At 70.8% G+C, this 25,387-nt stretch carries 19 protein-coding genes; 6 read left to right on the top strand and 13 right to left on the bottom strand.

Annotation, left to right across the window (positions count from 1 at the left end):
• Window positions 1-18: 18 nt before the first annotated feature.
• The 10 genes from AB0N27_RS04680 to AB0N27_RS04635 form a co-directional block, all read right to left on the bottom strand.
• Window positions 19-465: an SCP2 sterol-binding domain-containing protein gene (locus tag AB0N27_RS04680; protein WP_364363093.1), complete on the bottom strand. Its 447-nt coding sequence runs from the start codon at window positions 463-465 to the stop codon at window positions 19-21.
• A 195-nt stretch (window positions 466-660) separates the two neighbouring features.
• Complete coding sequence (locus AB0N27_RS04675) at window positions 661-1,455, bottom strand: 4'-phosphopantetheinyl transferase superfamily protein (protein WP_364363090.1); 795 nt, start codon at window positions 1,453-1,455, stop codon at window positions 661-663.
• A 1-nt stretch (window position 1,456) separates the two neighbouring features.
• Window positions 1,457-2,506, bottom strand: a complete 1,050-nt coding sequence (locus AB0N27_RS04670) for an enediyne biosynthesis protein (protein WP_364363088.1) — start codon at window positions 2,504-2,506, stop codon at window positions 1,457-1,459.
• Window positions 2,503-4,461, bottom strand: a complete 1,959-nt coding sequence (locus AB0N27_RS04665; RefSeq protein ID WP_364363085.1) for a CRTAC1 family protein — start codon at window positions 4,459-4,461, stop codon at window positions 2,503-2,505. Before AB0N27_RS04665 ends, AB0N27_RS04670 begins: the two co-directional genes overlap by 4 nt.
• 245 nt (window positions 4,462-4,706) lie before the next feature.
• The gene (locus AB0N27_RS04660) at window positions 4,707-5,240 is read right to left on the bottom strand and encodes a flavin reductase family protein (protein WP_364366062.1); all 534 of its coding nucleotides are present in this window, start codon (window positions 5,238-5,240) and stop codon (window positions 4,707-4,709) included.
• A gap of 46 nt (window positions 5,241-5,286) precedes the next feature.
• Window positions 5,287-5,709: an acyl-CoA thioesterase gene (locus AB0N27_RS04655; RefSeq protein WP_364363082.1), complete on the bottom strand. Its 423-nt coding sequence runs from the start codon at window positions 5,707-5,709 to the stop codon at window positions 5,287-5,289.
• Window positions 5,710-5,712: 3 nt separating this feature from the next.
• Window positions 5,713-11,481: a type I polyketide synthase gene (locus tag AB0N27_RS04650; protein ID WP_364363079.1), complete on the bottom strand. Its 5,769-nt coding sequence runs from the start codon at window positions 11,479-11,481 to the stop codon at window positions 5,713-5,715.
• A complete protein-coding gene (locus AB0N27_RS04645) occupies window positions 11,478-12,470 on the bottom strand; it encodes a DUF1702 family protein (RefSeq protein ID WP_364363076.1) in 993 nt (330 codons plus the stop codon). Before AB0N27_RS04645 ends, AB0N27_RS04650 begins: the two co-directional genes overlap by 4 nt.
• A 259-nt stretch (window positions 12,471-12,729) precedes the next feature.
• Complete coding sequence (locus AB0N27_RS04640) at window positions 12,730-13,275, bottom strand: copper resistance CopC family protein (RefSeq protein ID WP_364363073.1); 546 nt, start codon at window positions 13,273-13,275, stop codon at window positions 12,730-12,732.
• A 5-nt stretch (window positions 13,276-13,280) separates the two neighbouring features.
• Window positions 13,281-13,760, bottom strand: coding sequence for a hypothetical protein (locus AB0N27_RS04635; protein WP_364363071.1), 480 nt, complete (start codon window positions 13,758-13,760; stop codon window positions 13,281-13,283).
• 420 nt (window positions 13,761-14,180) lie between these two features.
• Here AB0N27_RS04635 and AB0N27_RS04630 point away from each other — a divergent pair, with 420 nt between their 5' ends.
• Entirely contained in the window at window positions 14,181-15,116 is a 936-nt protein-coding gene (locus AB0N27_RS04630) for a hypothetical protein (RefSeq protein WP_364363069.1), read from the top strand.
• 45 nt (window positions 15,117-15,161) lie between these two features.
• Here the strand turns inward: AB0N27_RS04630 and AB0N27_RS04625 are convergent, their stop codons facing one another.
• A complete protein-coding gene (locus AB0N27_RS04625; protein ID WP_364363067.1) occupies window positions 15,162-16,019 on the bottom strand; it encodes a maleylpyruvate isomerase N-terminal domain-containing protein in 858 nt (285 codons plus the stop codon).
• A 350-nt stretch (window positions 16,020-16,369) separates the two neighbouring features.
• Here AB0N27_RS04625 and AB0N27_RS04620 point away from each other — a divergent pair, with 350 nt between their 5' ends.
• Entirely contained in the window at window positions 16,370-17,434 is a 1,065-nt protein-coding gene (locus tag AB0N27_RS04620) for a carboxymuconolactone decarboxylase family protein (protein ID WP_364363065.1), read from the top strand.
• 56 nt (window positions 17,435-17,490) lie between these two features.
• Here the strand turns inward: AB0N27_RS04620 and AB0N27_RS04615 are convergent, their stop codons facing one another.
• Both AB0N27_RS04615 and AB0N27_RS04610 read right to left on the bottom strand, forming a co-directional pair.
• Window positions 17,491-19,530, bottom strand: coding sequence for a hypothetical protein (locus AB0N27_RS04615; RefSeq protein WP_364363063.1), 2,040 nt, complete (start codon window positions 19,528-19,530; stop codon window positions 17,491-17,493).
• Window positions 19,531-19,588: 58 nt separating this feature from the next.
• Window positions 19,589-20,506: a MaoC/PaaZ C-terminal domain-containing protein gene (locus AB0N27_RS04610; protein WP_364363061.1), complete on the bottom strand. Its 918-nt coding sequence runs from the start codon at window positions 20,504-20,506 to the stop codon at window positions 19,589-19,591.
• A gap of 145 nt (window positions 20,507-20,651) precedes the next feature.
• On the opposite strand from AB0N27_RS04610, the gene AB0N27_RS04605 reads away from it, so the two are divergent.
• The 4 genes from AB0N27_RS04605 to AB0N27_RS04590 are packed head-to-tail and all read left to right on the top strand — an operon-like array spanning window position 20,652 to window position 25,385.
• Complete coding sequence (locus AB0N27_RS04605) at window positions 20,652-21,614, top strand: ABC transporter substrate-binding protein (protein WP_354824267.1); 963 nt, start codon at window positions 20,652-20,654, stop codon at window positions 21,612-21,614.
• A complete protein-coding gene (locus AB0N27_RS04600; protein WP_364363059.1) occupies window positions 21,611-22,495 on the top strand; it encodes an ABC transporter ATP-binding protein in 885 nt (294 codons plus the stop codon). The genes AB0N27_RS04605 and AB0N27_RS04600 overlap by 4 nt, the downstream gene beginning before the upstream one ends.
• Window positions 22,492-23,322 carry an ABC transporter permease gene (locus AB0N27_RS04595; RefSeq protein WP_357980893.1) on the top strand — a complete coding sequence of 277 codons (831 nt, stop codon included), beginning with the start codon at window positions 22,492-22,494 and terminating at the stop codon, window positions 23,320-23,322. Before AB0N27_RS04600 ends, AB0N27_RS04595 begins: the two co-directional genes overlap by 4 nt.
• Window positions 23,323-23,375: 53 nt before the next feature.
• Window positions 23,376-25,385, top strand: coding sequence for a hydantoinase/oxoprolinase family protein (locus tag AB0N27_RS04590; protein WP_364363056.1), 2,010 nt, complete (start codon window positions 23,376-23,378; stop codon window positions 25,383-25,385).
• The last annotated feature ends 2 nt before the right edge of the window (window positions 25,386-25,387 follow it).

The raw sequence follows: 25,387 nt of genomic DNA, 5'->3' as shown, positions 1-25,387 counted from the left end.
TTGTCCACGTACCTTCCTTTACGGCCGCGGCGTGTCGAACAGGCTGGGAAAACGCGTGGTGAGACCCAGGTCGCCGCGGGCCTTCATACGGCCCCGCAGGAACAGGATCTTGGCGTTGGCGTTGCCGGTGACCATCCTCAGGAAGTCGACCGGACCGAGGGTCAGGGTGAGACGGGCCGGGCGTGTGGGCTCCAGCGACGCCGTGAGCGTTCCCTGCGTGATGACCAGCTCCAGCGTGTCGGTGCCGCCGTCGGGACGCCCGGTCACCTTCCAGTGCACCACCGCGTCGAGGTCGCCGGCCCGGTCGGCCCGGAAGACCGCCGGCAGGTCCTCGACGATGTCGTGCACGATCGACGCGCGGCGTGGTGACTGCATCAGGGCCAGCAGCTCGCCTGTGGAGGCGGCCTTGACCTGTCGGGCAAACGCGAGCCGGTCCTGCAGCGGGCTCGTGTCGACTGGGCTCATCCGTCGAATCTCCTGTCGGGGTGCGCCACGGGTTGCACCGCCCGTCATCGGCGAAGGTGGGAGCGAGGCGGTTGCCCTCGACCATGGCACCGCCGGCCGTGGTCGGCCCTCTCCCACCGTGCCGTCCGCACGAACACGAGTGCCGGACGCCTGGGCGCCCGGCACTCGTGTCCCGTCTCGAACGGAAGGACCGCCCTATCGCACGGCGATCCGTGAACGGTCGCGGACGAGTTCGGCAGCGGTGGCGAACGCGTCCGCCCCGTCCAACTCCCAGACCCGTACGGGCCGGGTCGACAGCACAGTCACCGCCCCCACGTATCCCGGTTCGGGCCGCAGGTCCACGATCTGTGCCGTCTCGACCAGCTCCGGCCGGTCGGTGAAGCCGGTCAGCCGCACCTGTCCGTGCGACGCCCCCACTGTCACGTTCGACATCGGGAGCCGTAGACCGTCGCCCGTCGCCTTGAGCACCGACTCCTTGCGGGTCCAGCAGTGGTAGAAGGCCTGGAGTCGGGCCGAGGGGTCCTCGATGGCGCTGAAGTCCCGGCGCTCGGCCTCGCCGAACACGAATCCCAGCATGTTGTCCATGTCCACGTCGGGGTCCACCTGCTCCACGTCCACCCCGACCGGTCCGTGTGCGTACAGCGCGACCGCGACCCGGTCGCCCGAGTGCGAGAGGGAGACGTTGGGTGTGCCTCCCACGACCTCGGGGCGGCCGTGCAGCCGTCCGCAGTCCGGGCACTCCCGCCGGAGCCGGACATCGAAGGGATCACAACCGGCCCACCCGGCCACCGCGACCTTGACGAGCGCGGTGGCCGAGGTGAACCGTCGTCGCGCCACGACGTTGTGGAACGACTCGGCGCGGGCCCGTTCCGGTTCGCTGAGCAACTCCTCGCACCAGTCGGGCGCGTCCGTCGGGTCGATGCGCCACACACAGCAGTCCGTGGGGCGGACCGCCGCGCCGGTGTCACCGCCCGAGACACCGGTCGTCACGTCAGCTCGCGGGTGCCGGCGCGGCGACCGCCGGCCGGCGGCGCTCCCGCAGCCACTTCAGCCACCACATGGCGCCCCGGCCGAGGCAGACCAATGTGGTCGCGAAGAACAGGGTGTACACGATGTTGAACTGCATCAGCACGCCGTACACGACGCCCACGCTCATGCCGAACATGAACTGGTGAAGCGGCTTGCTCGGGGTGGTACCGGGGTCGGTCACCATGTAGTTGGTGTAGAGCAGGAACGCCACACCTGTCATCGGCACCAGCGCCGCCCACAGGTTGACGTCCCAGACCCAGTGCCGCACCAGGGCCTGGATGACGAACGTGCCGACCCAGCCCAGGATCAGCGGGACCTTCTTGGTCAGTACGGCGTTCAGCACCGTACCGGCGGTCAGCAGGACGATCGGGATCACGATCCGGAACACGTCCGGAACATGCTCGGTGAAGTGGTACGGCGGGGCGATGTTGACCCAGGAGAACAGGACGAGGCTCATGGTGATGCCGAAGTTCGACGGGTTCATGAAGTGCCGCATCCGCCCCTTGATGGGTGCGACGAGGACGGCCTTCTGACCGACACCGATCACCACGGCGAGGGCGATCGGCCAGAACCTGTCGTTCGCGTACAGCAGCATGTTGACCGCGAGTGTGGTGATGTACGCCGGTAGGAGGAAGGTGAACAACCCCCATGCGCCGTGTCCGGCGAAGGCGGGTGTGCTCCGCGTGGCCCAGGCGGCGATGAGCGCGATCACGATCTCCAGGCCCAGACCGATGGCCAGGGCGAAGAACGGCCAGGCCCACGGCTGCTCGAACCCGAGAACCGTGTAGCCCAGGATGTTGAAGATGCTCATCGAGATGGCGAAGTTCCGAAGCGCCAGGTAGCGCGGGTCCCGGCTGTCCACCCGTGGTGGCCGGCCGGCTCGCCTGTCCTCCGCGCGCCGCAGCGCCGGCGGCACCGGCACGTCCCTGGCCGGCGACGGGAGGGTGATGGTGCTGGATAGGTGCTTCTTGCCGCGCCCGTCACCTGTCGAGACGCTGTCCGTCGCCGTCATTTCGCTGCTACCTCCTTGACCTGGTCGGTCAGCATCAGGTCGTGCCAGCCGGCGGCCAGGTCGACCTTCTGCACCCGGGCGTTCCCCTGAAGGTCCCGCCAGCTGATCTCGGCCGACACCGGTTGCGAGCCCTGGTCGCCGAGACCGAAGAACACGTCGAAGCTCCGCTTGCCGGAGTGGCCGCCGCCGCCGTCGAGCTGGGCGACCTGCCGGCGGCCGTCGGCCGTGGTCACCACGACCTTGGCGCCGTACGCCGGGGTGCCGACCGGTCCGGCCGCGGCGCCGGCCGTGGCCGGTCGGTGCAGGCGCAGGCCCACGAAGTCACCACGGTCCGCGCTGTCGTTGCGGTAGAAGGCCGGCGCACCCCACTGGCGGGCGATGGCGAACTCCTGCCCGCCGTCGCCGTCGGTGTCGGCGACCGCCACACCCCGGGTCGGGATCGGCACGTCCAGGCCGAGCTTGGCACTGATGTTGACGAACCGGTCGCCGTCGCGCACCCAGAACGCCATGGGCTCGTGCCCGGCGATGTCGTCGCCCGGCTCGGCCTTGGGCCACATGTCCGGGTTCTCCAGCAACAGGTCGTTGCTCATGGCCAGTTCCTGTAGCCAGTTGAACCGGTTGATGGTGCCCTTGACGAACCCACAGGCCTGTACGACGGCCAGGTGGCCGCTGTTGTCGAAGTCGGCCATCTTGGAGTCCCAGCCCCAGCCGGTCCAGGCCATGTCGAGGTCGGCGGCCTCGTTGCGGAACGGCGCGATGCCCTTCTCCAGCTTGGCCTTGGCGCCGGCCTCGCTGCTCTCGGTGTTGATCCAGGTGAGGTTGCTCTCCTCCAGACCCCACGGAGTGGTGATGTTGCTGACGAACGCGTCGAACTGGCCGTTGCCGTTCAGGTCACCGAACTCGATGGACATGCCCTTGAACGAGTCGTGCCCGACGACCAGGGACTTGGGCGTGAGCGCGTCCCGCTCGCCCTCCACCAACTCGAACCTGATGTCGCCCTTGGTGGACCGGTTGTGGAACATCCGGTCCTGACCGAAGTCGTTGGCCAGGTAGAGCTCGGGCAGCAGGTCGCCGTCGAGATCGGCGGAGCTGGCGCCAAGCGTCCAGCCGGTGGCGAAGCGGGGGTTGATGGCCGGCTCCTCCTCGAAGGACACCGACGTCGCGGTCGCCCCGGTCCAGCGCAGGATGTGCGCGCCACCGGCGTTTGTGGCCCGGGACATGGAGTGGTTCATCTGGACGTTTGGCTGCCCGTGGGGGTCCAGCACTCCGCTTTCCGGGAAGTAGTTGAACACTCCGAGGTCGGGGTGCCCGTCGCCGTCGAAGTCGGCGACCGCCACGGCGTTGGTGTTCCACTGCTTGCCCTGGTAGGTGCCGCCGGGGCCGGTGGACGGCGCGATCAGTTCGGTGGGCTGGTAGCTGGCCAGGGTCAGCGGGCCCTGCTGGCCCCGGTGCAGGAACACCACGGGGGTGCGCCCCCAGTAGTAGACCAACAGGTCGTTCCAGCCGTCACCGTTGTAGTCGCCCGGGACGCAGCCCATCGGCGCGATGACGTCGTTCATCGGCAGGGGGGCCGGGTTCAGCACGAAGGGCTGGTAGTTCTCGCCGCCGGCCGGGGCCGGGGTGACGATCGCCGCGTCGGTTCGCGTGTCGACGAGGCAGAGGTCGTTTGCCACACCGCGACCGTCCAGGTCGTTGATGGAGATGGCGGCGCCGACCGACGAGATCCACGACCGGATGTGCTTGTACCTCGGGTTGACCACCCGCACCGACTTCTGGGGGAGGTTCTCCGGCAGCGCGATCGGCATTTCCGTGAACCGGAACTGCGAGGCCAGTGCGGCCTCGTCGGCTGCGGAAATTGAGGGCCGCTGAGCCACCACGAACAGCGTGGTGCACAGGACGAGGACGAATAGTGCTGGGGCGAGTCTGCGGACCACCGCGACTGGGCTCGATCGCATTGGATCCTCTCATCTCGACGGAAAAGGCGTCAGCCGACGCCGGACGGCGGCAGCGGTTCCTGCCGAGGAAATCGTGGGTTCTGCGCTGCGGGGCGTCTTCTCGCGAAATGCGCAATGGTCCGGTGGTGAACACGCCGAGGACCCGGCGGGCCACCGAAATGGCCGAGCCGGGTCCGCGGTTTTCAATGGGACGGAGTTCTGTGAACAGGTCGACGGCCGTGGCCGCCCGGTCGTGCCGGTCGGTCCTACGCGGCGCCGGTGGGCCCCGGCTGGGCGGGCACCGTCTCCGGCGACTCGTCGGTACGCAGGAACTGGCCGTTGAGGAACAGCAGTGCGTCGTCGCCGGGTCGGCGCCACAGGGACAGCACCCGACCGACGTAGATCGTGTGGTCGCCCGCCTCGTGGTGCTGCTCCAGCTCGCATTCGAGATGGGCGAGCGACCCGTCGATGAGCGGCGCGCCGCTGTACGCCCCCGGAGACCACGGCACCGCGTTGAACTGATCCCGGCCGACCGGCCGCCGCTTGTCGGCGAAGTACCTGGCCAGCGCGCTCTGGTCGGCGGCCAGGATCGACACCGCGAAGGCCGGCCGCTGCTCCAGGACGTCGTGCATGAGGGCGTCGCGCCCGACGCAGACGAGGATCAGCGGCGGGTCGAGCGAGACCGCCGTGAAGGAGTTGGCGGTCATGCCGTGCGCGATCTCTCCACCCACCGTCACCACCGTGACGCCTGTGGCGAAGGCGCCGAACACCCGGCGCAGTGACGCCTTCTCGTGGACCACGTCCTGGGTTGGCTGGAGCCTTTCCACATTCGCCTCCGGGGGCCGTCTAGGCATAGGGCTGCAGGGCCTTGGCCAGCGCCTCCGGCACGCGGGCCGGAGTCGTGCGGGTGTTGGGGCCCCGCATGCAGGCGACCCGTTGACTGCCGCGCGCGACGAGCGTCTCCCCGCTCCCGTCCACCCGCACGTAGTCGAAGCCGAACTGCACCTGGGTCTGCGCCAACTCGGTCAGGCGCATCCGGATGGACAGTTCGTCGAAGGCCGCCAGTTCGGCGAAGAACTCGCAGTCCACCTTGAGGGTGAACAACTTCAGGTCCTGCTGGAGATCTTCGAGGACCTCCGGCGCCCGGTCCTTGAGGAACATCTCCCGACACCGGCCCTGCCACCGCAGATAGTTGACGTAGTAGACGTTGCCGACCATGTTGGTTTCCTCGAACCCCACGGTGTGGCGATACTCGTAGTATTTCGTCACTGCCTATTCACGCCCTCCGCTGAGAATGGCCACGGCGACCGTTTCCGGTGCGCCGGACACCCGGGTGACAAAGGTGGCGACCTGGCGGTCACCGCATCCGAGCACGACCCATCCGACCGGTTCGGTCGAAACCAGGTGCCACTCGTCGGCGGCGGGCAGGCAGTCCAGGGCGGCCTGGATCCGCGTCGCCGCGGCGTCGAGCGGTTCCCCGGCGGCCTCGGCGACCTGACGTGCCAGCTCGATCCGGGAACCGAGCCGGTCGGCCCACTCCGCCGGGGTCTGGCGCGTCACAGGGGTGACCGCGCAGCCGGTCTGGTCCGCGGCCGCGACGCACAGGGCGAGACCGGCGGCCGAACTGGCCGACACGTTCCGCTCCCCGGTGACCCGGGGCTGGCCGTCCCTGGTGTAGCGGACCTTCGTCGGCGTACCCAGTGCCCGACCGACCGCGATCGTGGTCGTCGACTGGGCCGGCCCCGCCGGCGCGGGTTCGACCGCGACCGAGACCGGGGAACCCAGCACGTCCCGCATCGCCCGTTCCAGGTAGCAGCCGAGCAGGACCGGGTGCCACGGGCCCGAGCCGTCCTGCCTGCGTACGGCCCGCAGCCGCAGGCCCTCCCACCGTTCGACGACGGTGCCGGCCGCGTCGCGCAGCGCGATGTCGTACACGTAGGTGTCGCCGTCGCGTGAGCGTTCGGTGGCGCGGAACCGCAGGGAGTCGGCGTCGAACATGGCCGGGCCGGCCGGCACGATCCGCTCGATGCCCTGGGGCAGCAACGTCGCGTCGGGTACGCAGACCTGGTTGCCGTGCATCATCGCGTCCCGCACACCCGGATCGCCGAGCAGCAGGGTGGACGGCAGGTAGGCGGCGAACCAGTCGGTCGCGGCGTCCGCCGCCACCGTGGCGTCCACGTCGCGCGCGGCGGCCAGGTGGTACGTGCGCAGGCGCTGGAACCGGCGCCCCTGGAACAGGACCGGACCGTAGAGGTCGGTCGCCGGGTCGAGCGGCACCTCGGGCAGGCCGGGTTCGACAGGTTCGGGTGCTCCCGCCGCCGGAGGTGTCGGCGTGAAGCACAGCCGGGCCCGGAAGTGGTCGGCGTTGAACCCGGTCTCCTCGCTGCGCAGCGCGACCTCCACGGTGTCCGGGCCGGTGACGACGGCCGCGATCCGGATCCGGGTGCTGCCGTGCGGCGGCACGACGATCGGTCGGAGGAACTCCGCGTTCTCGATGACCGGCGCGTTGACCGCACCGGTGACCGCCGTCGCGACCTGTGCCATGGCCTCCATGCCGAAGACCGCCGGGAAGAGCTGGTTGCCGTCGAGCAGGTGATCGGCCAGGTACAGGTCGGTTCCGTCGCTCAGCTCCACCTCGCAGATCAGCTCGACCCCGTGGTAGCGCACCACCGGGCGTTCGACGAATCGCAGCAGCGGCAGTTCCGGCTCGTCGTAGCGCATCGTGTCGATGCCGTGGGTCCGGCCGCTGATTACCACGGTGTTCGGGCTGTCCGGGTCGGCCAGCAGCCGACGGAGCACGGCGATCCCCTGCTCCGGTGGGATGGCGCTCACTCCGTCGCGGTCGAGTTTCTCGACCACGTCCAGCCGTTCGCCCATGCCGACGCCCGACCACACCGACCACTCGAGGCAGAGCGTGCGGCAGTGCGGGTTCTGCCTGCCGAACTCGGCGGTGGCGTCGTCCAGCCATTCGTTCGCCGTGGCGTAGTGGGCCTCGCCGGGCAGTCCGGCGCGGCCGATGATGCTGCCCAGCGTGACGAGCAGTCGTACCTGTCCCGGGTCGACCGCGGCCAGCACCGCGCGCAGGCCGCCCACCTTCGGCGCGAGCGTACGGCCGATGGTGTCCGCCTGCAGGGTGAGCAGCGAGGCCGGCTCGTTGCGGCCGGCGCCGTGCAGCACCGCGGTGATCGGGCCGAGCGTCGCGGTAAGCGTCTCGACCGCACGCCTGGCCGACTCGGGATCGGTGACGTCGGCCCGGGCGTACTGGACTGTGACACCTGCCTGTGCCATTCGCTGAAGGTTCGCCGACAGCTCCGCGTCCTCCGCCGGGTCGGATCGGCCCAGCAGCGCGAGGCTGGCCCCGCTGTCCTGGGCCATGGCCAGGGCGCACTCGGCGGTGATGCCCTTGCCGCCTCCGGTGACCAGCAGCACGTCCTGCGCCGCGAGGGCCTGGACGGTCCGGGCCGGTTCGAAGGGCAGCACCCGGAGGGTCGGGGTGCGGCGGGTGCCGTCCGCGTCGTAGAACACCTCGGTGAAGGACTCCGTCACGGCCGTCTCCGCCGTGACCCGTCCGACCGCCTGATCCGCGTCGGCCAGGTGGACCACCGTCACCCGGGTCTGCGGCGACTCCAGGTGCAGCGTCTTGGCGAACCCGGCCGCGCCCCGGCCCTGCTGGACCAGGACGAAACGGCGGTTCGGCGGGCCGGCGAGGACCACCTTGGCTCCGCGCAGGGCGAGTTCGATGTCCTGCTCGGCGCAGTCCGGTGGCAGGCAGACCAGCACGCCCGCGCCGACCCCGGCCCGCGCCAGGGCGGCGCTCAGGTCCTGCGCGTACGGGTGACCGGCCGGCGCGAAGACCTGCCACTCGCCGTCGGTGTCCCTTGCCGTCCGGGGCGGAATCGGTGTGACGTCCAGGTCCACCGACCAGGGGCGGACCCAAGGGGCCGCTCCGGCGGGCGCCACCGGAGCGGCCGCCTGGGCGGGTTCGGTGTCGCGGGCCATCGCCTCGTAGGCGTCCGCCAGCTCCCGTACCGTCGAGGTGGCGAAGTTGGGCGGTGTCTGCCCGACCGGGATCTTGAGCTGGGTCGCGACCTGGTTGACGATCTGACCCACGGTGATGGAGCTCAGGTGCAGGTCGTCGAGCAACCGGCTCTCCGGACGCACCAGGTCCAGTGGCAGCTCGGCCCGTTCGGCGGCGAGCCGCCGCAGCAGCTCCAGACTGGAGGTCGCGGCATCGTCGACAACCACCGCGCCCGCGCCGCCCGCCGGTGAGTCCGTCGGGGCCTGGACCGACGGCACCGCGACGGCCGGCTGGACCGGTACGTCGATGTCGAGTGCCGGGACCGCCTCGCAGGGACTGGCGAAGAACGACTGCCTGGCCCCGATCTCCAACGGCTTGAGCAGCCGGCCGTGGAACAGGCTCGAGTCGACCTCGGCGGCGCCGACCACGAACGCCGCGCCGACCACCCGCAGCACGCCGGTCAGCGACTCGTCGTCGCTGTCCAGGGCCACCGCGCGCAGGTCGGCGGCCGTGGCGAGCCCGGTGAGCACCCGGCCGGGACCGACCTCGATCAACAGGTCGACCTCCTTGCCCACCCGTGCGAGAGCCTGCTGGAACAGCACCGGGTCGGTGATCTGGTTGCGCAGCAGCCCGGTGAGGTCCGCGTCGGCCGGCAGCAACTCACCGGTCACCGAGGACATCACCCGGCCGGTCAGCGGCGCCCAGGTCTGACCGTCGAGCGCCGCGGCGAACACCCCGGCCGCCTTCGCGACCAGCGGCGAGTGGAACGCGTGCGACACCGGCAGCCGCCCGGCGACGTAGCCGGCTTCGCGGGCCCGGACACAGGCCGCCTCGACGGCCTGGACGCGCCCGGCGATGACCGTCTGCTGCGGGCTGTTGTAGGCGGCGATGACGACGTCCGTGCCGTCGATGATCTGCTCGACCTCGACCGCCGGGGCGCTGATCCTGGCCATCGTGCCGGTCACGCCGTGCTCGCTCATGGCCTGGCCGCGCTCGGCGGCGAGTCGCAGCAGCGCGTTCTCGTCCAGGGCCCCGGCCCAGTGCAGGGCCGTGAGCTCACCGAGGCTGTGACCGAGGGCCACCGAGGCGTGCAGCCCGAGCGAGGCCAGGACCCGCAGGCCGGCGATCGACCCGGTGACGATCCGGGGTTGCGCCACCTCGGTGGCCACGGTGTCGCGGTCGGTCGGCAGGGCGGCCTTGGCGTACACCGCGTCCGCCTCGGTGAAACGGCGTCGCATCGCGCCGCCGCTGGTCCCCTGCCCGGAACCCTGGCCGGGGAACAGGAAGCCGACCTGACCCCGCCGGGCGAAGTACCCGAGCAGGGTCCGTCCGTCCGCGCTGAAGCTTGTCGTCTCGCCGGCCTCGACCTTCTCCAGCAGGCTCCGCAGCCGGTTGGTGGCGTCCGCGGGCGAGTTGGCCACCACGGCCGCGCGGAACGGCAGGTCACGCAGCCGCTGGTGCAGGGTCGCGGCCAGGTCGCCGAGCTGGGCGTACGAGATCACCGGTACGAAGTCGACGAGCTCCCGCAGCCGGTCCGACAGTTCGGTGGCCGACGCCGCGTCGATCAGCAGCAGCTCGTGGTCCTGGATGGCGGTGGCCATGGCGCGGGTCCGCACATCGAATCCGTTGCGCCGCTTGGTGTTCTCCAGCACGACGTGGGTGTTGATGCCACCGAAGCCCATGGCGGTCACGCCGGCGCGGACCGGGCCGGTGGCCGGCCACGGCTCGGCCTGACGCAACACCCGGAGCGTCGCGTCCGGTGCGGTCAGCAGGTCGTGGGGATCGCTACAGCCCAACGCCGGCGGCAGGACCTGGTGGTGCACGGCCATCGCGGCTCGGATCAGGCCTGCCACACCGGCGGCGGCCTTGGTGTGGCCGATCATCGCCTTGATCGAGCCGACCACGGCCGGCGTCCCGGTGGCGCCGGCCGCCCGCCGCGCCTCGGACAACGCGCGCAGCTCGGTCGCGTCGCCGACGGAGGTGCCGGTGCCGTGACCCTCGAACATGCTTACCGTCTCGACACCAAACCCGGCGCGCTCGTACGCCCGCTGCATCGCCAGTTGATAGCCGCTGAACTCCGGCCGGGTCATGCCACCCTTGCCGTCGGAGGACATGCCCCAGCCGGCCACTGTGGCGATCACCCGCTGGTTGCTGCGCAGGGCGTCCTCCTCGCGCATCAGGACGATCATGCCGCAGCCCTCGCCGGGCCAGAACCCGTTCGCTCCCCGGTCGTAGACCTTCATCTCGCCGCGGGCCAACGCCCCGGTCTTCGCGAAACCAATCATCTCGAACGGGTCGATCGACAGGTCGACCCCGCCGGCCACCGCCACGTCGACCACACCGTCGACCAGGTTGTTGCAGGCGGTGGCCACCGCCAGCAGCGACGACGAGCAGGCGCCGTCGACGGTGAAGCCACCGCCGTTGAGGTCGAAGTAGTTGCAGATGCGGCCGGCGATCGTGTTCGACAGACCGCCGGCGAGGGTGTCCTCGTCCACCTCGGGGAAGGGTGCCTTGTAGACGCCCTCCAGCTTCGCGATGAACGCGCCGAGCCGATCGTCGTCCCAGCCCTCGCGGCGCAGCGCGGCGGCGACCGTACGCCTGACGAACGGCCAGCGCAGCCGCATCTGACCGGCGCGGGAGAACTCACCGGTCAGGCTGTTGCCGACGACGACGGCCGTACGCTGGCGGGGCAGCCCCTCGCCGCCTGGGAAACCGGCGTCGGCCAACGCCTGTGACGCGACGTCCAGGGCGAGCCAGTGGGTCAGGTCGGTCGACCGGTACGTGCTGCCGGCGACCTTGAAGGCCAGCCGGTCGAACTCGTAACCCTCGATGACGGCGGCCATCCGGGCGTAGAACCGGTCGGGTGCGTCCGGGTCGGCCGACCAGTAGTCGTCGAGGTTCATCCGCTCCGACGGCAGTTGGCGGAACGCGCGTCGCCCGGCGACGGCGTTCTCCCACAACTCGCGTGGGCTGTTGGCATCGGGGTAACGGCAGGCCATACCGACAATAGCGATCCGGGTCATTTTTGCTCCGTGGCGGTTTGTTCGTAGTGTCCGGAACGAGCAAAGGCATCCGAAATCCGTTGGCGCCAGACTTCGAACGCCGGTACCTGGTCGTCGCCCGGAAGGTCCACCATCGCCTCATCGGTGACCTTCTGCGCCAGCGCCACCGGCTGGCCACAGAGGATCCGGGTGGCCGTCTCGTTGTGCGGGCAGACCAGGTTGGCTCTGGCACGGGCACCTGCCGCGAAGGCGGCGCCCTGCGCCAGCTGGGGTCGATAGTCCTTGGCCTGCTCCCACAGGGCGGTCAGTTCGGCCTCCGTGGCGCCACCGGCATAGGTGGCGGCGAGCCCGATGCCGCTGTAGAGGTCGGCCCACCGCTGGCGGGGGTAGCGTTCGACCAGGCCGACCACGACGTCGACGTCGGTGCCGCCGATGAACCAGAGCGCCCGACCGATGCCCTGGTCGATGGCCCGTGCGGCGTAGTCCTGCGCGGTCCCGTCACGCCACGGGATCGAGCTGTCCTCGTACCTGTCGTAGACGTACCGCTCGGTGCGGAAGTAGGCCTGGTGGAACCCGTAGCCGTCGAGCACCAGCCAGCGCAGCAGCGGATCGGGCGCGTGCAGCCTCGACCAGCAGATCCGGGGCAGTCGCGCCATGGCCCACCCGACGCCGACGTACGCCATGTAGATGTGGTCGGCGCCGGAGCCGGCCAGATAGCGTTCGACATTGCGCCCACCGGGGCGCATGCCGTCGCGGATAGCGAAAGCCATGGCGGCGCCCTCGTTGGCGAAACCACGGAACCGAGGGGGTATGGCCGCCAGCGGCGCTTCGGCGTCAGCCGGTGTCCGAGCCTGGGCGGCAATTCCGAAGCCGTCAAGAAATGTGCCACCGACTGTCTCCAGCAGCGTGCGCGCCTCGGGGCTCTTGACGTGGAATCCGCGGACATCCATCCTGGTGGCGGATCGGTTGGGTGTCATTACCTTGCGGCGAATCACTCGAAGAGCGTTCATCGGTGGGCTACTCCTGTGCCACTAGGCCGACATTGGAAAGCGTTGTACGCCTCGCCATCTCCCTGAGCCTGGCAAGACGTCGGTGAAGTGTCTTCTTTGGTGTTGCCGAGCGCCGGCCAGGTCTAACGGTCGGATCCGGGCCGAAATCCGCGAAGGCGGAAACGGTCCGGATGCGATACCGCACCCGGACCATTCCTCACAATGCGGCCGGTCGCCATCGGGAGATGCCGTGGGCCAGCTGGGGGACCCGGCACACGGCCTAGGGTCGGCGGGGCTGGGGCCGGTGGATGAGCATGACCAGCAGCGCGATGACGGATCCCGCGGCGACGACGGTGAGCACGACGCTCAGCGGATCGCTGCCGAAGTGGTCGTGGCCGCCGGCGGCCGGTTGCGCGGCGTCGGCGGGCGCCTCCGGGGAGGCGATCGACGAGGACACCCGGAAACGGTTGGTGCCGGTGAAGGTACGGCCGTCGGCCAGGACGACGTGATAGGCGAGCACGTAGTCACCATCGGCCTGGATGGTCACCGACTTGTCGATCTTCGCACCGGACACCACAGGCGCGCCGGACGGCACCAGGTGGCCGCCGTCGTCGGAGACCCCGATGTGGATCTGCGCGGGCCGCACCGCCTCGTCGAAGGTGAGCGACACCTGGCGGGGCGGCTCGCGCAGGGCCGCGCCGTCGGCCGGGTAGACCGGCCCGAGGTCGGCGCCCCGGCTCCCGGCGTACATCAGCACGCCGATCGCGACGACGACGACCGCGCCGGCCGCCGCCGCGAGCCGCCCCCACCGGGTGGTTCCGTTCATCGCCGTCAGACCCGGACCAGCTCGCGGGCGCACGTGCAGGTGGCGAGCTCCCGCTCGGCGGGCTTGGGGCGCAGGTGGAAGTACATGGCCACCACCATCGGGACGAAGACGACGGTGTTGTAGAACAGGTGCAGCTCGACCCGGGGGTAGAAGTACTGAAGGATGCTGGTCGGCACCGCGGCGCCGAACAGGTAGTTGTGCGTCTGCGCCTGGATCAGCAGCAGCAGGTGCTCGATGTGGTGCCAGAACTGGATGGCCAGCGCCACCGTCCACCACGTCCGGGCCCGCCCGACGAATCCGTCGCGCAGGGCGAACAGACCGATCAGCATCACGATCGCGTAGCCGTAGTGCAGCAGCTCGGACGAGACGAGCCACGGATAGAACTGGCCGAGAACGCCCCGCGCCTGCGGTCGCGGCTGGTTGAAAGCCCAGATCTGCGCAGCCTGCACGAGGTGCTCGGCCCAGTGGGCCAACACAATGAACATGAACACCCCGAGAGTGAGTCGATGACCCGCCCCGTTCATCCAACTGACAGAACGCTGGTTGTCTCTCGCTAGCGTGGCCACATGCCCCTCCGCACCATTTTGAAGGCACCCGACGGCGCCGACTCAACGATGGGATCGTACCGGCGGCGACCCATCTCGTAAATTGCTCCGGTGCGTACCGAGCGGCCGTCGTATTGGTCGGCGCGAGTTGCAATACCGGTCACCAGGCAGCTTGTGCAAGCATTTCTTGCGTGCCCGTCGGCGCGCTGCACGCAAGATTCGACGGACTGCCCAGCACCGTGGCAGAACGGGTGATTACGCACGCGCGGTCGTACGCTTTTATCCCGGATTGCCGGCCCGCCCGGAGCAGGAGCAATCTGGAACAGTCCACCGACCCGATTCGGCCAGACAATGGCGTCCATGACTCTGCATGATCACCGCCAGGCAATCACCGTGCCGCCGAGCAGCGGGCCCCAGCGCCGGGGCCGGATCATCCTCGGCAGCGTCGTGGCCGGCGTGCTCCTGGCCATCCTCTGGTCGTTCGAGTTCGTCGACCACGTCATCGGCGACAACGTCGCCAACACCCTGCTCGGCCACGACGCCAAGGCCACCGCCATCGGCGGCACACTTGCCGGCCTCGCGTTCGCGTTCGTCTCCGGTCTGGCCGGCACGTTCACCGCCTGCAACATCGCGATGGCGGCGTCCATCGGCCCGATGAGCCAGGCCAGCGCCGACTCCCCCACCCGCAGCGGCCTGCGCAGCATGCTCAAGCCGGTGGGCTGGCTGACTCTCGGCATGGTGACGGTCTCCGGTGTCTACGGTTTCGTCGGAGTGCTCATCGGCGATCGGCTGCCGCAACTGTCGACCGAGACGGCCGGCGGCATACCCGTACGCCTCTGGCAGTCGATTGTGGTGTTCGGCCTGGTGGGTCTGGCCTTCGTCTACCTGGGGCTCGCCGCGCTCGGCATCCTCCCCGACCCCTTCGCCCGACGCCCGGTAGCCCGCGTGGTGACCCTCGGCGCGCTCGTCGGCGCCTTCCTCATCGGGCGACCGTATCCGTTGTTCAACAAGTTGTTCCACTGGGCCGTCGACAGTGGCAACCCGCTGTACGGCGCCGGGGCCTTCATCCTCCAGTCGCTGGGCAACATCGTCATCGTGGCGGCCCTGTTCAGCCTGATCGTGCTGCTCAGCCGGGGACGCGCCATCGCCTGGCTGTCCAGCGACCCGGCCCGCACCGTCGCGGTGACCGGCGCGCTGCTGATCGCCCTTGGCGTCTTCACAGTCGTCTACTGGGACGTCCGGCTGCCCGCCATGTTCGGGCACGGATGGTTCCCCACGATGCCGTACAACAACTGACCAGGAGACGTCGGCCGGCGGGGGTGGACAACCACCGCCGGCCGGCTAGGAGTTCGGCATGTGGACGACCCGGAGGTAGCCGGGCAGCAGCCACGGCCGGGGCCCACCGATGACCACGTCGCGGCGCAGCACCGCCGAGAGCATGCTGATGCGCCCGAACAGCATGAGGTTGAACCGCGCCGGACGGTAGGTGATGCGCGCGTCGAGCGGGGCGTCGGGCGGAGCGATGGTCAACCGGCCGTCCTTCAGGACTGTGGTGGTCTGCGCCGTGTACGCCGACCGGTACGCCACCGCGACCGGGCGCGCGGGCTGGCGCGCGCCGGTGTCGATGAGGACACCGTGGTCGTGCCGCACCATGTCGAGAAAGAACAGGTCGAAGAACAGCGCTGCCTCGGCCTCCGGCATCGGCCACGGTCGGCCCGTCGCTTGGGCGATGTCCCAGCCGTGGACGAGGAGTTCGTTCGTCAGGTGAGCGAACAGGCCCGCGACGGTGACCGACGCCCCACCGAGCCAACGCACGACGCTGCCCGGATCGGTGTGCGCGCTGGCCCGGAGCAGGCGCTCGACGGTGTCCGACAGGTCCCGGCACAGCACGTCGGCGTCCCGCTCGGTCAGGTGCCGCATGACGAGCACGTTGAGCGACGACACGGTGTCCACTGTCGTCTGTTCCAGCGCGCCGGCGAGCCCGGGTACCGGCGGCGGCTCGACGTCGGCGTCGACAAGCGAGACGTAGAGCATCGCGATGGACAGCACGTGCACTGCCGTGTCCGACACGGTCCAATCCTTGGTGACCATGGTGCTCGCCGGTGTCGGGCACGATTTGACAAGCGCGATGAAGCGCGTGGTGGCCTGGTGCACGGCGGTCCGGGCATCGGGCCAGCGATCGAGGGCGTTCGTCGTCACCGCACCACTCTCACATCGGACCGGACGGCGGCGGATCCTCCAGCGTGCGCGGTTCGGCATGTGTGCATCGAGACGACACGGACCCCTTGGGCGTGTCCGTCCCCCGTCCGGCAACGCGCGAGGTGGACGCCCCGACACCCGATGCGAGGGTGTCGGCATGACCGAATTCGACGCCGGAGCCGCACGGCGCGGGTGGGCACCGGCACTCGCGGTCCGCACCACCGCCGCCGGGGACGTCGCGGCGGTGCCCTGAGCGAGCGCCGCCGCTGCGCCGGACGAGCCGGTGTGGCGGCGGTGCTTTCCACAGGCACCGACCCTCAACCACCGCCTGACGCAGAGACGGGATCGGGATGACCACACTGTTCGCGCGCGCGACACGCCGCGCCGGCCGTTCGCACTTCCGGTACGTGCGGCCGGTGCCGTTCGCCTCGGCCACCGGTCTCGTGGGCACCGTGTACCGGCGGATCGAGGCGGAGTTCGGGATGCTCGCCCCTCCCCTCGCCCTGCACTCCCCCGCACCGTCGGTGCTGGCGGCCAGCTGGTCGATCCTGCGTGAGGTGCTCGTGGTGCCCGGGGTGGTCGCCCGCGCGGACAAGGAGGCCGTCGCGGCTGCCGTGTCACTTGCCAACAACTGCCCGTACTGCGCTGAGGTGCACAGCACGACGCTGCGAGGGCTGGTACGCGGGAGAGACCCGGAGGCCATCGCGGCGGGCCGTCTCGAGCAGGTGGCCGACCCCCGGTTGCGGACGCTCGCCGGCTGGGCTGTCACATCCGCCGAAGCTCCCGGCCCGGCTCCCTTCCTCCGCGCCCAGGCGCCGGAGCTGGTCGGCACGGTCCTGACGTTCCAGTACATCAACCGCATGGTCAACGTCTTCCTCCAGGAGTCGCCGCTGCCGCCGGTGCACGGCATCGCACGCGATGTGGTGCGGCGAGGAGCCGCCCGGGTGATGCGCCGGTTGGCCTCCTCGGCTCCCCTGCCCGGGCTCGACACCGACGACCTCCTGCCCGCCGCGCAGCTGCCCGACGACCTGCGCTGGGCCGAGAGCAGTCCCACCATCGCCAGTGCCCTGGCCCGCGCGGCCAACGCGATCGACGAGGCTGGCGAGCGGCGGCTCACGACCGCGGCACGCGACATGGTCCGCGCCGCCCTGCGGGAACCGGGTCGCGACGCGGGAACGGCGCCGTGGCTCCAGGAACGGCTCGACGCCCTGCCGGCCCGGGACCGCCCGGCAACCCGCCTCGCGCTGCTCACCGCCGTCTCGTCGTTCCGCATCACCGATCCCGTCGTGGCTGGCGTACGGGCGACAGGCGCGGACGACGCGGCGCTCATCGAGATCACGTCGTGGGCGAGCCTGACCGCCGCCCGCCACATCGCGGCCCGTCAGGACATGGGGAACGACGACCATGGCGGGTGATGCCGTCGGGCCTGCGACCGCCGCGTCTCGGCGGGTGGACACGGCACGCTCACACCTCAGGGGCAGGGTGTACGCGCGCAGACGTCGATGACCTTTCCGGTGAGCAGGAAGACCGCCTTCTGCTTCTGCGCACCGGGCTGGGCACGCGGGAACTCGTGTGGGTCGTCGCCGTACTCCGGCCCAGCAGGGGCGAGGTTTGTCGGCGGTGGGGCGTACGCCGCGCCGCTGTTCCAGACCACCATCGCCGAGCCGGTGTACGGGTACCTGCGGATCGGCGCGATGCCCCAGTACGGCCGCACGTCCGCTGACCAGCCGTCGGCGAGCGCCGGGGTGTGCAGGCGGGCGCCGATGGTGCGCGCCTGTACCTCGGCCGCCGCTGGCGAGACCTGGTGGTCGCCGAAGGCCACGTGCATCAGCACCTGGTGAGCCGGGGTGTTCGGCAACGGCTTGTCGGTCATGTGCTGGGCGTACCCGTTGGCCTCGGAGCGGTCCCACAGCATCTGGAGCAGCGCGAGGATCAGCTGCTGGTCCACCCGGTCCGGGTAGTAGCCGTCCAGGACCGACTGGAACGGCGCGAAGTCCACGCTGCGTTGCAGCAACGTGGAGTAGTTCATCGCCGGTACGCCGAGCACCGACCGGGTCCAGTCCTGGGCGATGGCGGTGAGCGCACCGCCGTTGATGCCGCCCTGGCTGTTGCCGTCGTAGTGCAGCCCACCGGCCACGTCGATGAGCGGTCGGGCGCTGTCGTCCCGGAACGCCGGGTGGGCGGCGAACCCGCCGGGGTGGATCATCGCGCGGCCCAGGAAGAGGAAGTTCAGGAAGCTCTGCTGCAACCGGTCGGCCACGGCGGGGAAGGCGCTGAGGTCGGTGAAGGCGCCCGCCACGTAGGGGACGTCGGCGGCGGCCATGCCGATCCAGCTGGTCGCGCAGAAGGTGAAGTCATGCGTGTTCGACATCGTCTTGACGTTGCCGGCGTTGATCTCGGTGGGCCTGCCGAGCAGACCGTGGCCGTAGAGCGAGAGGTGGGCGGGCCTCGCGGCCGAGGCGCTGCGCGGGATGTTGCAGACGAAGTCCGCGGCCGTCGTCGCACCGGACGGCGTGGGCAGGGCGTTCGGCGTCGGTGGCGTCCCGTCGCCGCCGGCCGGGCCGTAGTGCAGCCGGGAGCCGGGCCCGCCGTCGCCGGTCAGGTAGGACGGCACCCCGATGGTTCCGGTCACCTGCCGGGCGATCAACGGGTCCTGCTCGGGCGCGTAGTCGGTCACCTGGGTGACGGTGAACGAGGGTGCGGCCCGGCGGAGGTCGGCGAAGGCGCTGTCCCGCATCGCCAGCATCCGCCCGGTCAGGCCCTGTCGGCTGGCGACTGTGAAATCCCAGGCCAGGTAGAGGCTGTGCCGCTTGACGCCGCTCCGGTTCAGATCGGCGACGATCCGCTTCATCTGCGGGACGCGGGGATCCCGATGACCGAGGCCGACACCCCAGGTGTACGCCGTGAACGCCTTCGGCGCCGGGATCAACGCCCCCGTACCGTCGCGCATGCCGCGCAGGCCCACGACGTACCGGGTGCCCTCGGTAAGCGCCACCGCCGGCCGGATGATCAGCGACTGCCGGTCCGGCTGGGCGGCGGCGTGCGCGTCCAGCTCGGCCCAGTAGGGGGTGCGCTCGCCGGTCCGCGTGTTGAGCAGCACGATCGGCGCGTCCGGCGCCAGCGAGCGACCGATGTCGGTGACAGGTGCGATCCGGGTGGCCGTGGCGTCGAGGCCGGGCACCCGCACCAGGATCGGCGAACCGGGGCTGAACCCGTCCTGCCTGTTCCATTCCGTCGGGTCGATCGGCGCACCCTGAACGTTGGCGGGCATCGCGGACGCCGCGAACCGCACCCGCTTGCCTGTGGGGCTGGTCCGGTCCGGCACGGTGAAGTAGTCGTTCGGGAACGGCAGCAGGCAGGCCGTCGGGTCGATCGGGTCGCAGCCCGGTTGCCCGGTCGCGCCGGGACTGGCGGGCGGCGCCGCGGCAGCAGCCGGAGCAAGCAGGACGGCGACCGCCGTCACCAGCACGGACACGGCGGAACGGAGCCGTACGGGGGTGGTCACACGCATCTCCTTCGACGGTGGACGATGGCTCGGTGCGGGGCGAGGGTGGTGGGTGGTGTTCTTCCTACGCTCGTGAACGGATCTCAGCAAGGTGTGGTGACACTCCCCCGGGCGGCGGTGGCAGCACCCGAGCGATGCCCCGGCTGAGGACCAGCCGGCCGGTTCCGTCCACGGCCTGGAAGGCGGCGCCGTGGCGGCGGCGCCAGATGCGGATCGTCAGTGTGTCGCCGGGATACATGGGTGCCGTGAAGCGCGCGTCGACGCGGCGCAGCCGGGCCGGGTCCGATCCGGCGACCGTGTGCAGCAGGGCGCGCCCGGCGTAGCCGTACGTGCAGAGCCCGTGCAGCAGTGGCCGGGGCAGGCCGGCGCGCCCGGCGACCGCTGGATCGCTGTGCAGCGGGTTGCGGTCGCCGCTGAGGCGGTAGAGCAGGGCCTGGTCGGCTGGCACCGGGTAACTGATCTCGTGGTCGGGTGGTCCGGCGAGGGCCGGCCGGGCGGGCGTGGGAGCCCGGACGCCGCCGAAGCCGCCAGCACCGATGACGAAGAAGCCAGCGGTGGCGGTGGCCAGCGGGCGGTCCCGATCGTCGCGGATCCGGGAGACGACGCGGACCAGGGCGCCACTGCCCTGGTCGTACACCGAGGTGACGGCGGCGGTGGTGCGGGCGGTGCCGGCGGCGGGCAGTTCGCGGTGCAGCACCAGGGACTGCTCGGCGTGGCGGACGGCCGCCGGGTCGCCGAGCGGGGGTGGGTCGGCGGCGAGCAGGGCCGCGAAGGTCGGTAGTGCCGCGTGTGGGTGGCCCGCGGAGTTCTCGGTGGTGAAGCGTAGTTCGGCGGTGGGGTCGTGCTGTCCCGCACCGACGCCGAGGGCGTACAGCACCGCGTCGGTGCTACTCCAGCGCCGTTCGACAGTGCGCCGCCAGTGGCGCAGCGAGGCGGGGCCGGAACGGTCGCCGGGCAGTTCGGCGCCTGCGCGACGCATCATGGGAAGCCCTCGGTCGTGAGTCTGGACGGTAACGAACTGCTGGTCAGGGGGTCGTGATCTCTTGACGGTGTGCTCGGCCACACAGTACCGTCCCACATTAAGCAACACGGACCACCATATGAGCCGGTCGAGGACTGAGGTAGCCATGAAGATGCGAACGTTGCGGGTCGCGGCCGCGGCTCTGCTGATAACGGTCTCCGGGGCCGCATGCGCCGAGAACCAGACGGCCGACGAGGCCGGTGGCTCCGCCGCCGCACCGTCCGCCAACGTCACGTTCGGCGTGGGCGTCGACCCCGCGTACTCGCCGATCTACCTCGCCGACCAGGACAAGCTGTTCGCCGAGGCGGGCGTCAACGTGACGGTGACCCAGTTCCAGGAGGGCACCGGCGGCCTCGACGCGATCCTGGCCAAGCAGGGCCAGTTCACCGCCAGCACCGAGTCCAGCCTGCTCAACCGGGCCACCCGCGGCGACATCAAGGGCCTGGCGGTGTTCTCCCAGTCCCCCAGCTTCATCAAGCTCGTCGCCCGCTCCGGGATCGCGGACGTGGCCGCCATCAAGAAGTACGGCGTCGTGCCCGGCACCGTCAACGAGTACGCCACCAACAAGGTCCTCGCGTCCAAAGGCATCAGCCGCGACGCTGTCGAGTTCGTCAAGGCCTCCCCGGCCGAGATGCCGGCGCTGCTGCAGCGCGGCGACGTCGACGGCTACATCATGTGGGAGCCGTGGCCGTCCCGTGGCGTCGCCAACGGCGGCAAGGTGCTACTCACCAGCGGCGACATCGGCTACGTCTACAACCTCGTGATCGGCGTCGACGGCGCCTGGTACGAGGCGAACAAGGACGCCGCCAAGAAGGTAGTCGACACCGTCGGCAAGGCGTGCGAGCAGCTCACCGCCGATCCCGCGAAGTCCGGCACGGTCACCGAGAAGGCGATCAAGGTCCCCGCAGCCGAGGCGCAGACCCTCCTGGAAGGCGTGGAGTGCAAGGTTCGCGACTTCACCGACGAGGATCTGCAGCGCTACGCCGAGATCGCCAAGTTCCAGCAGGACAGCAAGATCGTGCAGAAGGCGGCGGACCCTGCGACGGTGATGGTCAGGGGCCTGGTGTGACCTCCGACGGCACGCGTACGGCCATCCCGACCGGCCGGTCGTCCTCGACCGGCCGGGGCGGGGACCCCGTCTCCCTGCGCGACGTCGACATCCGCTTCGGCGACTTCGACGCGGTGCGCGGCGCGACGCTCGACATCGCGGCGGGCGAGTTCGTCTGCCTGCTCGGACCCAGCGGCTGCGGCAAGTCGACGCTGCTCAACGCGGTCGCCGGGTTCGTCACACCGGCGGGCGGCGAGGTCACCTGCGGCGGCGCCCCGGTCAGTGGGCCGGACGTGGCACGCGGTGTGGTGTTCCAGAGCGCGGAGGCGCTGTTCCCCTGGCTGACCGTCCGGCAGAACGTCGCGTTCGGCCCCCGGATGCGGCGCATGCCGAAGACACAGCGCACCGCCGTCGAGGACCGCTACCTGGCGATGGTCGGGCTCAGCCACAGCGCCGACAGGTTTCCCAGTCAGCTCTCCGGCGGCATGCGGCAGCGGGCCCAGCTCGCCCGGGTGCTCGCCAACGAGCCCTCAGTCATCCTCATGGACGAGCCGTTCGGGGCCCTGGACGCCCAGACCCGGCTGGTCATGCAGGTCGAGCTGGACCGGATCTGGCGCGACACAGGCGCCACCATCCTGTTCGTCACCCACGACATCGGCGAGGCGATCCTGCTCAGCGACCGCATCGTCACCATGACGGCCGGCCCCGCCGCCGCCATCAAAAACGTGTACCCCTGCGATCTGCCCCGGCCCCGCGACCTCACCGATCCGGCCAGCGCCGCCCTGTTCCGGCAGCTGCGTGAGGACATCGGCGAGGAGGTGGCCCGGACCCTGCGGGCCCAGGGGCTCGACGACGGGCACGACGGCCGGCCGGCCGGCCACCAGGAAAGGGCGGGACGATGACCGTCGACGTGCGTACGGACCCGGCGCCCACCCCCGTCGAGCCGCGCCGCCCGGCGCGTCGGGCGAGCGCCCGGCCCCGACTGACCCGGATCGGGCTGTCACTGCTCTCCGTGGCCCTCGGCATCGCCGTCTGGGACCTGGTGAGCCGCAACTACACAGCGTTCTTCCTGCCGTCGCCGATGCTGACCTGGCAGGGCGCGGTCGATCTGGTCCGTGACGGCACCCTGTGGGACTCCGTCAGCGCCTCGTCGACGCGCATCCTGACCGGCTGGGCTCTCGGCGTCGTGATCGGCGTGCCGGTGGGGCTGCTCATGGGGTGCATCCCCTGGCTGCGACTGATGCTCGACCCGTACATCCAGTTCTTCCGGTTCGTCCCGCCGATCGCCTTCGTCACGCTGGCGATCATCTGGCTCGGCCCGGGCGAGGCGTCCAAGGTCGCGCTGATCTTCTACACCACCGTCTTCATCGTCGCGCTCAACACCCTGGCCGGGGTGCTGGCCGTCGACGATCTGCGACTGCGGGCGGCCCGCGCCCTGGGCGCCTCCCCGCTGCGCAGCCTCGTGTCGGTGGTGTTGCCGTCCACCGTGCCGCACGTCGTCACGGGTGCCCGGCTCGCCATGGGCAACTCGTTCCTGACGATCGTCTCGGCGGAGATCGTCGCGGCGCAGAGCGGGTTGGGCTCGCTGATCTGGACCGCCCGCAACTACGCCAAGACCGAGTGGGTCTTCGTCGGCATCCTCGCCCTCGGCCTGCTCGGCTACCTCTTCGACTGGATCCTGCGGACGGTCGCGCGGGGCACCCTGCGCCGCTACGGCGTCACCTTCTGACGCCCTCGCGCGTCACCGCCGCACGGTCCCCCTCCCACGAAAGGCACTCCCGCATGCTCTGCATCGGCGTCGACATCGGCGGCACGTTCACCGACGTGATCGTCTACGAGCCGGCCACCGCACGGCTCGCCGAGGCGAAGACCCTGTCGACGCCGCACGACCCCGCCGCCGCGATCTTCGAAGGGCTGGCCAAGCTCGGCGTCTCGCTGGACGCGGTGGAACGGTTCGTGCACGGCACCACGCGTGTGACGAACGCGCTGTTGGAGGGCTCCGGCGACCCGGTAAGCGTGGTCACCACTGCCGGCTTCCGCGACGTGTTGGAGATGGGCCTCGGGCATCGGCCAAGGCTCTACAGCGTCAAGGAGGCGGCACGTCCGTCGCTGGCGCCCCGCTCGCTGCGGCACGCCCTGCGGGAACGGATCGCCGCCGACGGCGAGGTCACCGAGCCACTCGACCCCGGTCACCTGGACGAGGTGCTGGATCGGGTGGCGGCCGCCGGGCCAGGAGCCGTAGCGGTCTGCCTGCTGCACTCGTACCGCAACCCCGCCCACGAGCGCGCGGCGGCGCTGCGGCTCGCCGAGCGCCACCCCAACCTGGTCTGCACCGTCTCGTCCGACGTCGTACCGGAGCAGGGCGAGTACGAACGGTTCGCCACCACCGTGCTCAACGCCAGCGTCCGGGGCGCCGTGGCCGACTACCTGCGCGGGCTGGGCACCGCCCTGGCGGGTGCGGGGTACGTGCAGCCGCTGTCCATCATGACCAGCAGCGGTGGCGTCGTCTCCACCGACGAGGCCAGCCGCCTCCCGATCAACCTGGCGCTCTCCGGGCCGGCGGGCGGTGTCGCAGCCGCCGTCCACGTCGCGGGCCTGGCCGGATACTCGAACGTGATCACCTGCGACATCGGCGGCACCAGCACCGACGTCTGTCTGATCAAGGGCGGCGCGCCGCTGATGACAAGCGACGGGACGATCGCCGGGTACCCGAACCGGACATTCCAGGTGGAGATCAACACGATCGGGGCGGGCGGCGGTTCCATCGCCTGGCGCGACCTCGGCGGCGAGCTACGGATCGGGCCGCGCAGCGCCGGTTCCACGCCCGGCCCCGCCTGCTACGGCCGCGGCGGCACCGAGCCGACCACCACCGACGCGCACCTGCTGGTCGGGCACCTCGACCCGCAGGAGAGCCTGGGCGGTGAGGTACAGCTGGATCCCGCGCCGGCGGCGGAGGCCGCGACGGCGCTCGCCGGGCAGCTCGGGCTTGACGACATGGAGCTGGCGCACGGCATCCTGCGCCTGGCCACCATCAAGATGACAAGCGCGATCAAGGAGATCTCCGTCGCACGCGGGCACGACCCGCGCGACTTCGTGCTGATGCCGTTCGGCGGGGCCGGGCCGATGCACGCCACCGCGCTCGCCGACGAGTTGGGCATCCGTCGGGTGCTGGTGCCGCCGGTGCCTGGCAACTTCTCGGCCCTGGGGTTCGTCACGGCCCGCGCCCGTCACGACTACGTCCGTACCGTCCTGGTGGCCGCCGACGAGCCGGGGCTGGCCTCGGCACGGGCGGTCGTCGCGGAGTTGCAGGACGCGGCCCGGGCACAGCTCAAGGCGGAGGACGGCGTCGAGGCCGACCAGGTGTCGTTCGCGCTGACCGTGGGAATGCGCTTCCGCGGACAGAGCCACGACCTGGCGGTCGCGGTGGCCGACCTGCCCGCCACGGCCGAGGATCTGGTGTCGGCGTTCCACGACGCGTACGCCGAGCGGTACGCCTACGTGCGCACCGGCCACCCGGTCGAGATCGTCAACTGCCGGCTGACCGCCTTCGGGCCCAGTCCCGAGGTGCGCTTCGCCGCGCCGTCCGGCGGCGAGGCCCAACCGGGCCACACCCGGCTGTACGGGCCGGACGGCTGGGTGGACGCCGTGGTGTGGCGGCGCGCCGAACTGGCGCCCGGTGTCGTGGTGACCGGCCCGGCAGTGGTGCGCGAGAACGGCAGTACGACGGTCGTCGGGGCCGGCTGGCGCGGCGCCGCCGACGAGCACGGCAACCTGCTGCTCACCCGGGACTGACC

The organism is Micromonospora sp. NPDC093244, assembly GCF_040683695.1.
In the GTDB taxonomy this organism is placed as follows: Bacteria; Actinomycetota; Actinomycetes; order Mycobacteriales; family Micromonosporaceae; genus Micromonospora.
Note: the sequence above shows the minus strand (reverse complement) of the source record. Positions and strands in the feature narration are given on the sequence as shown.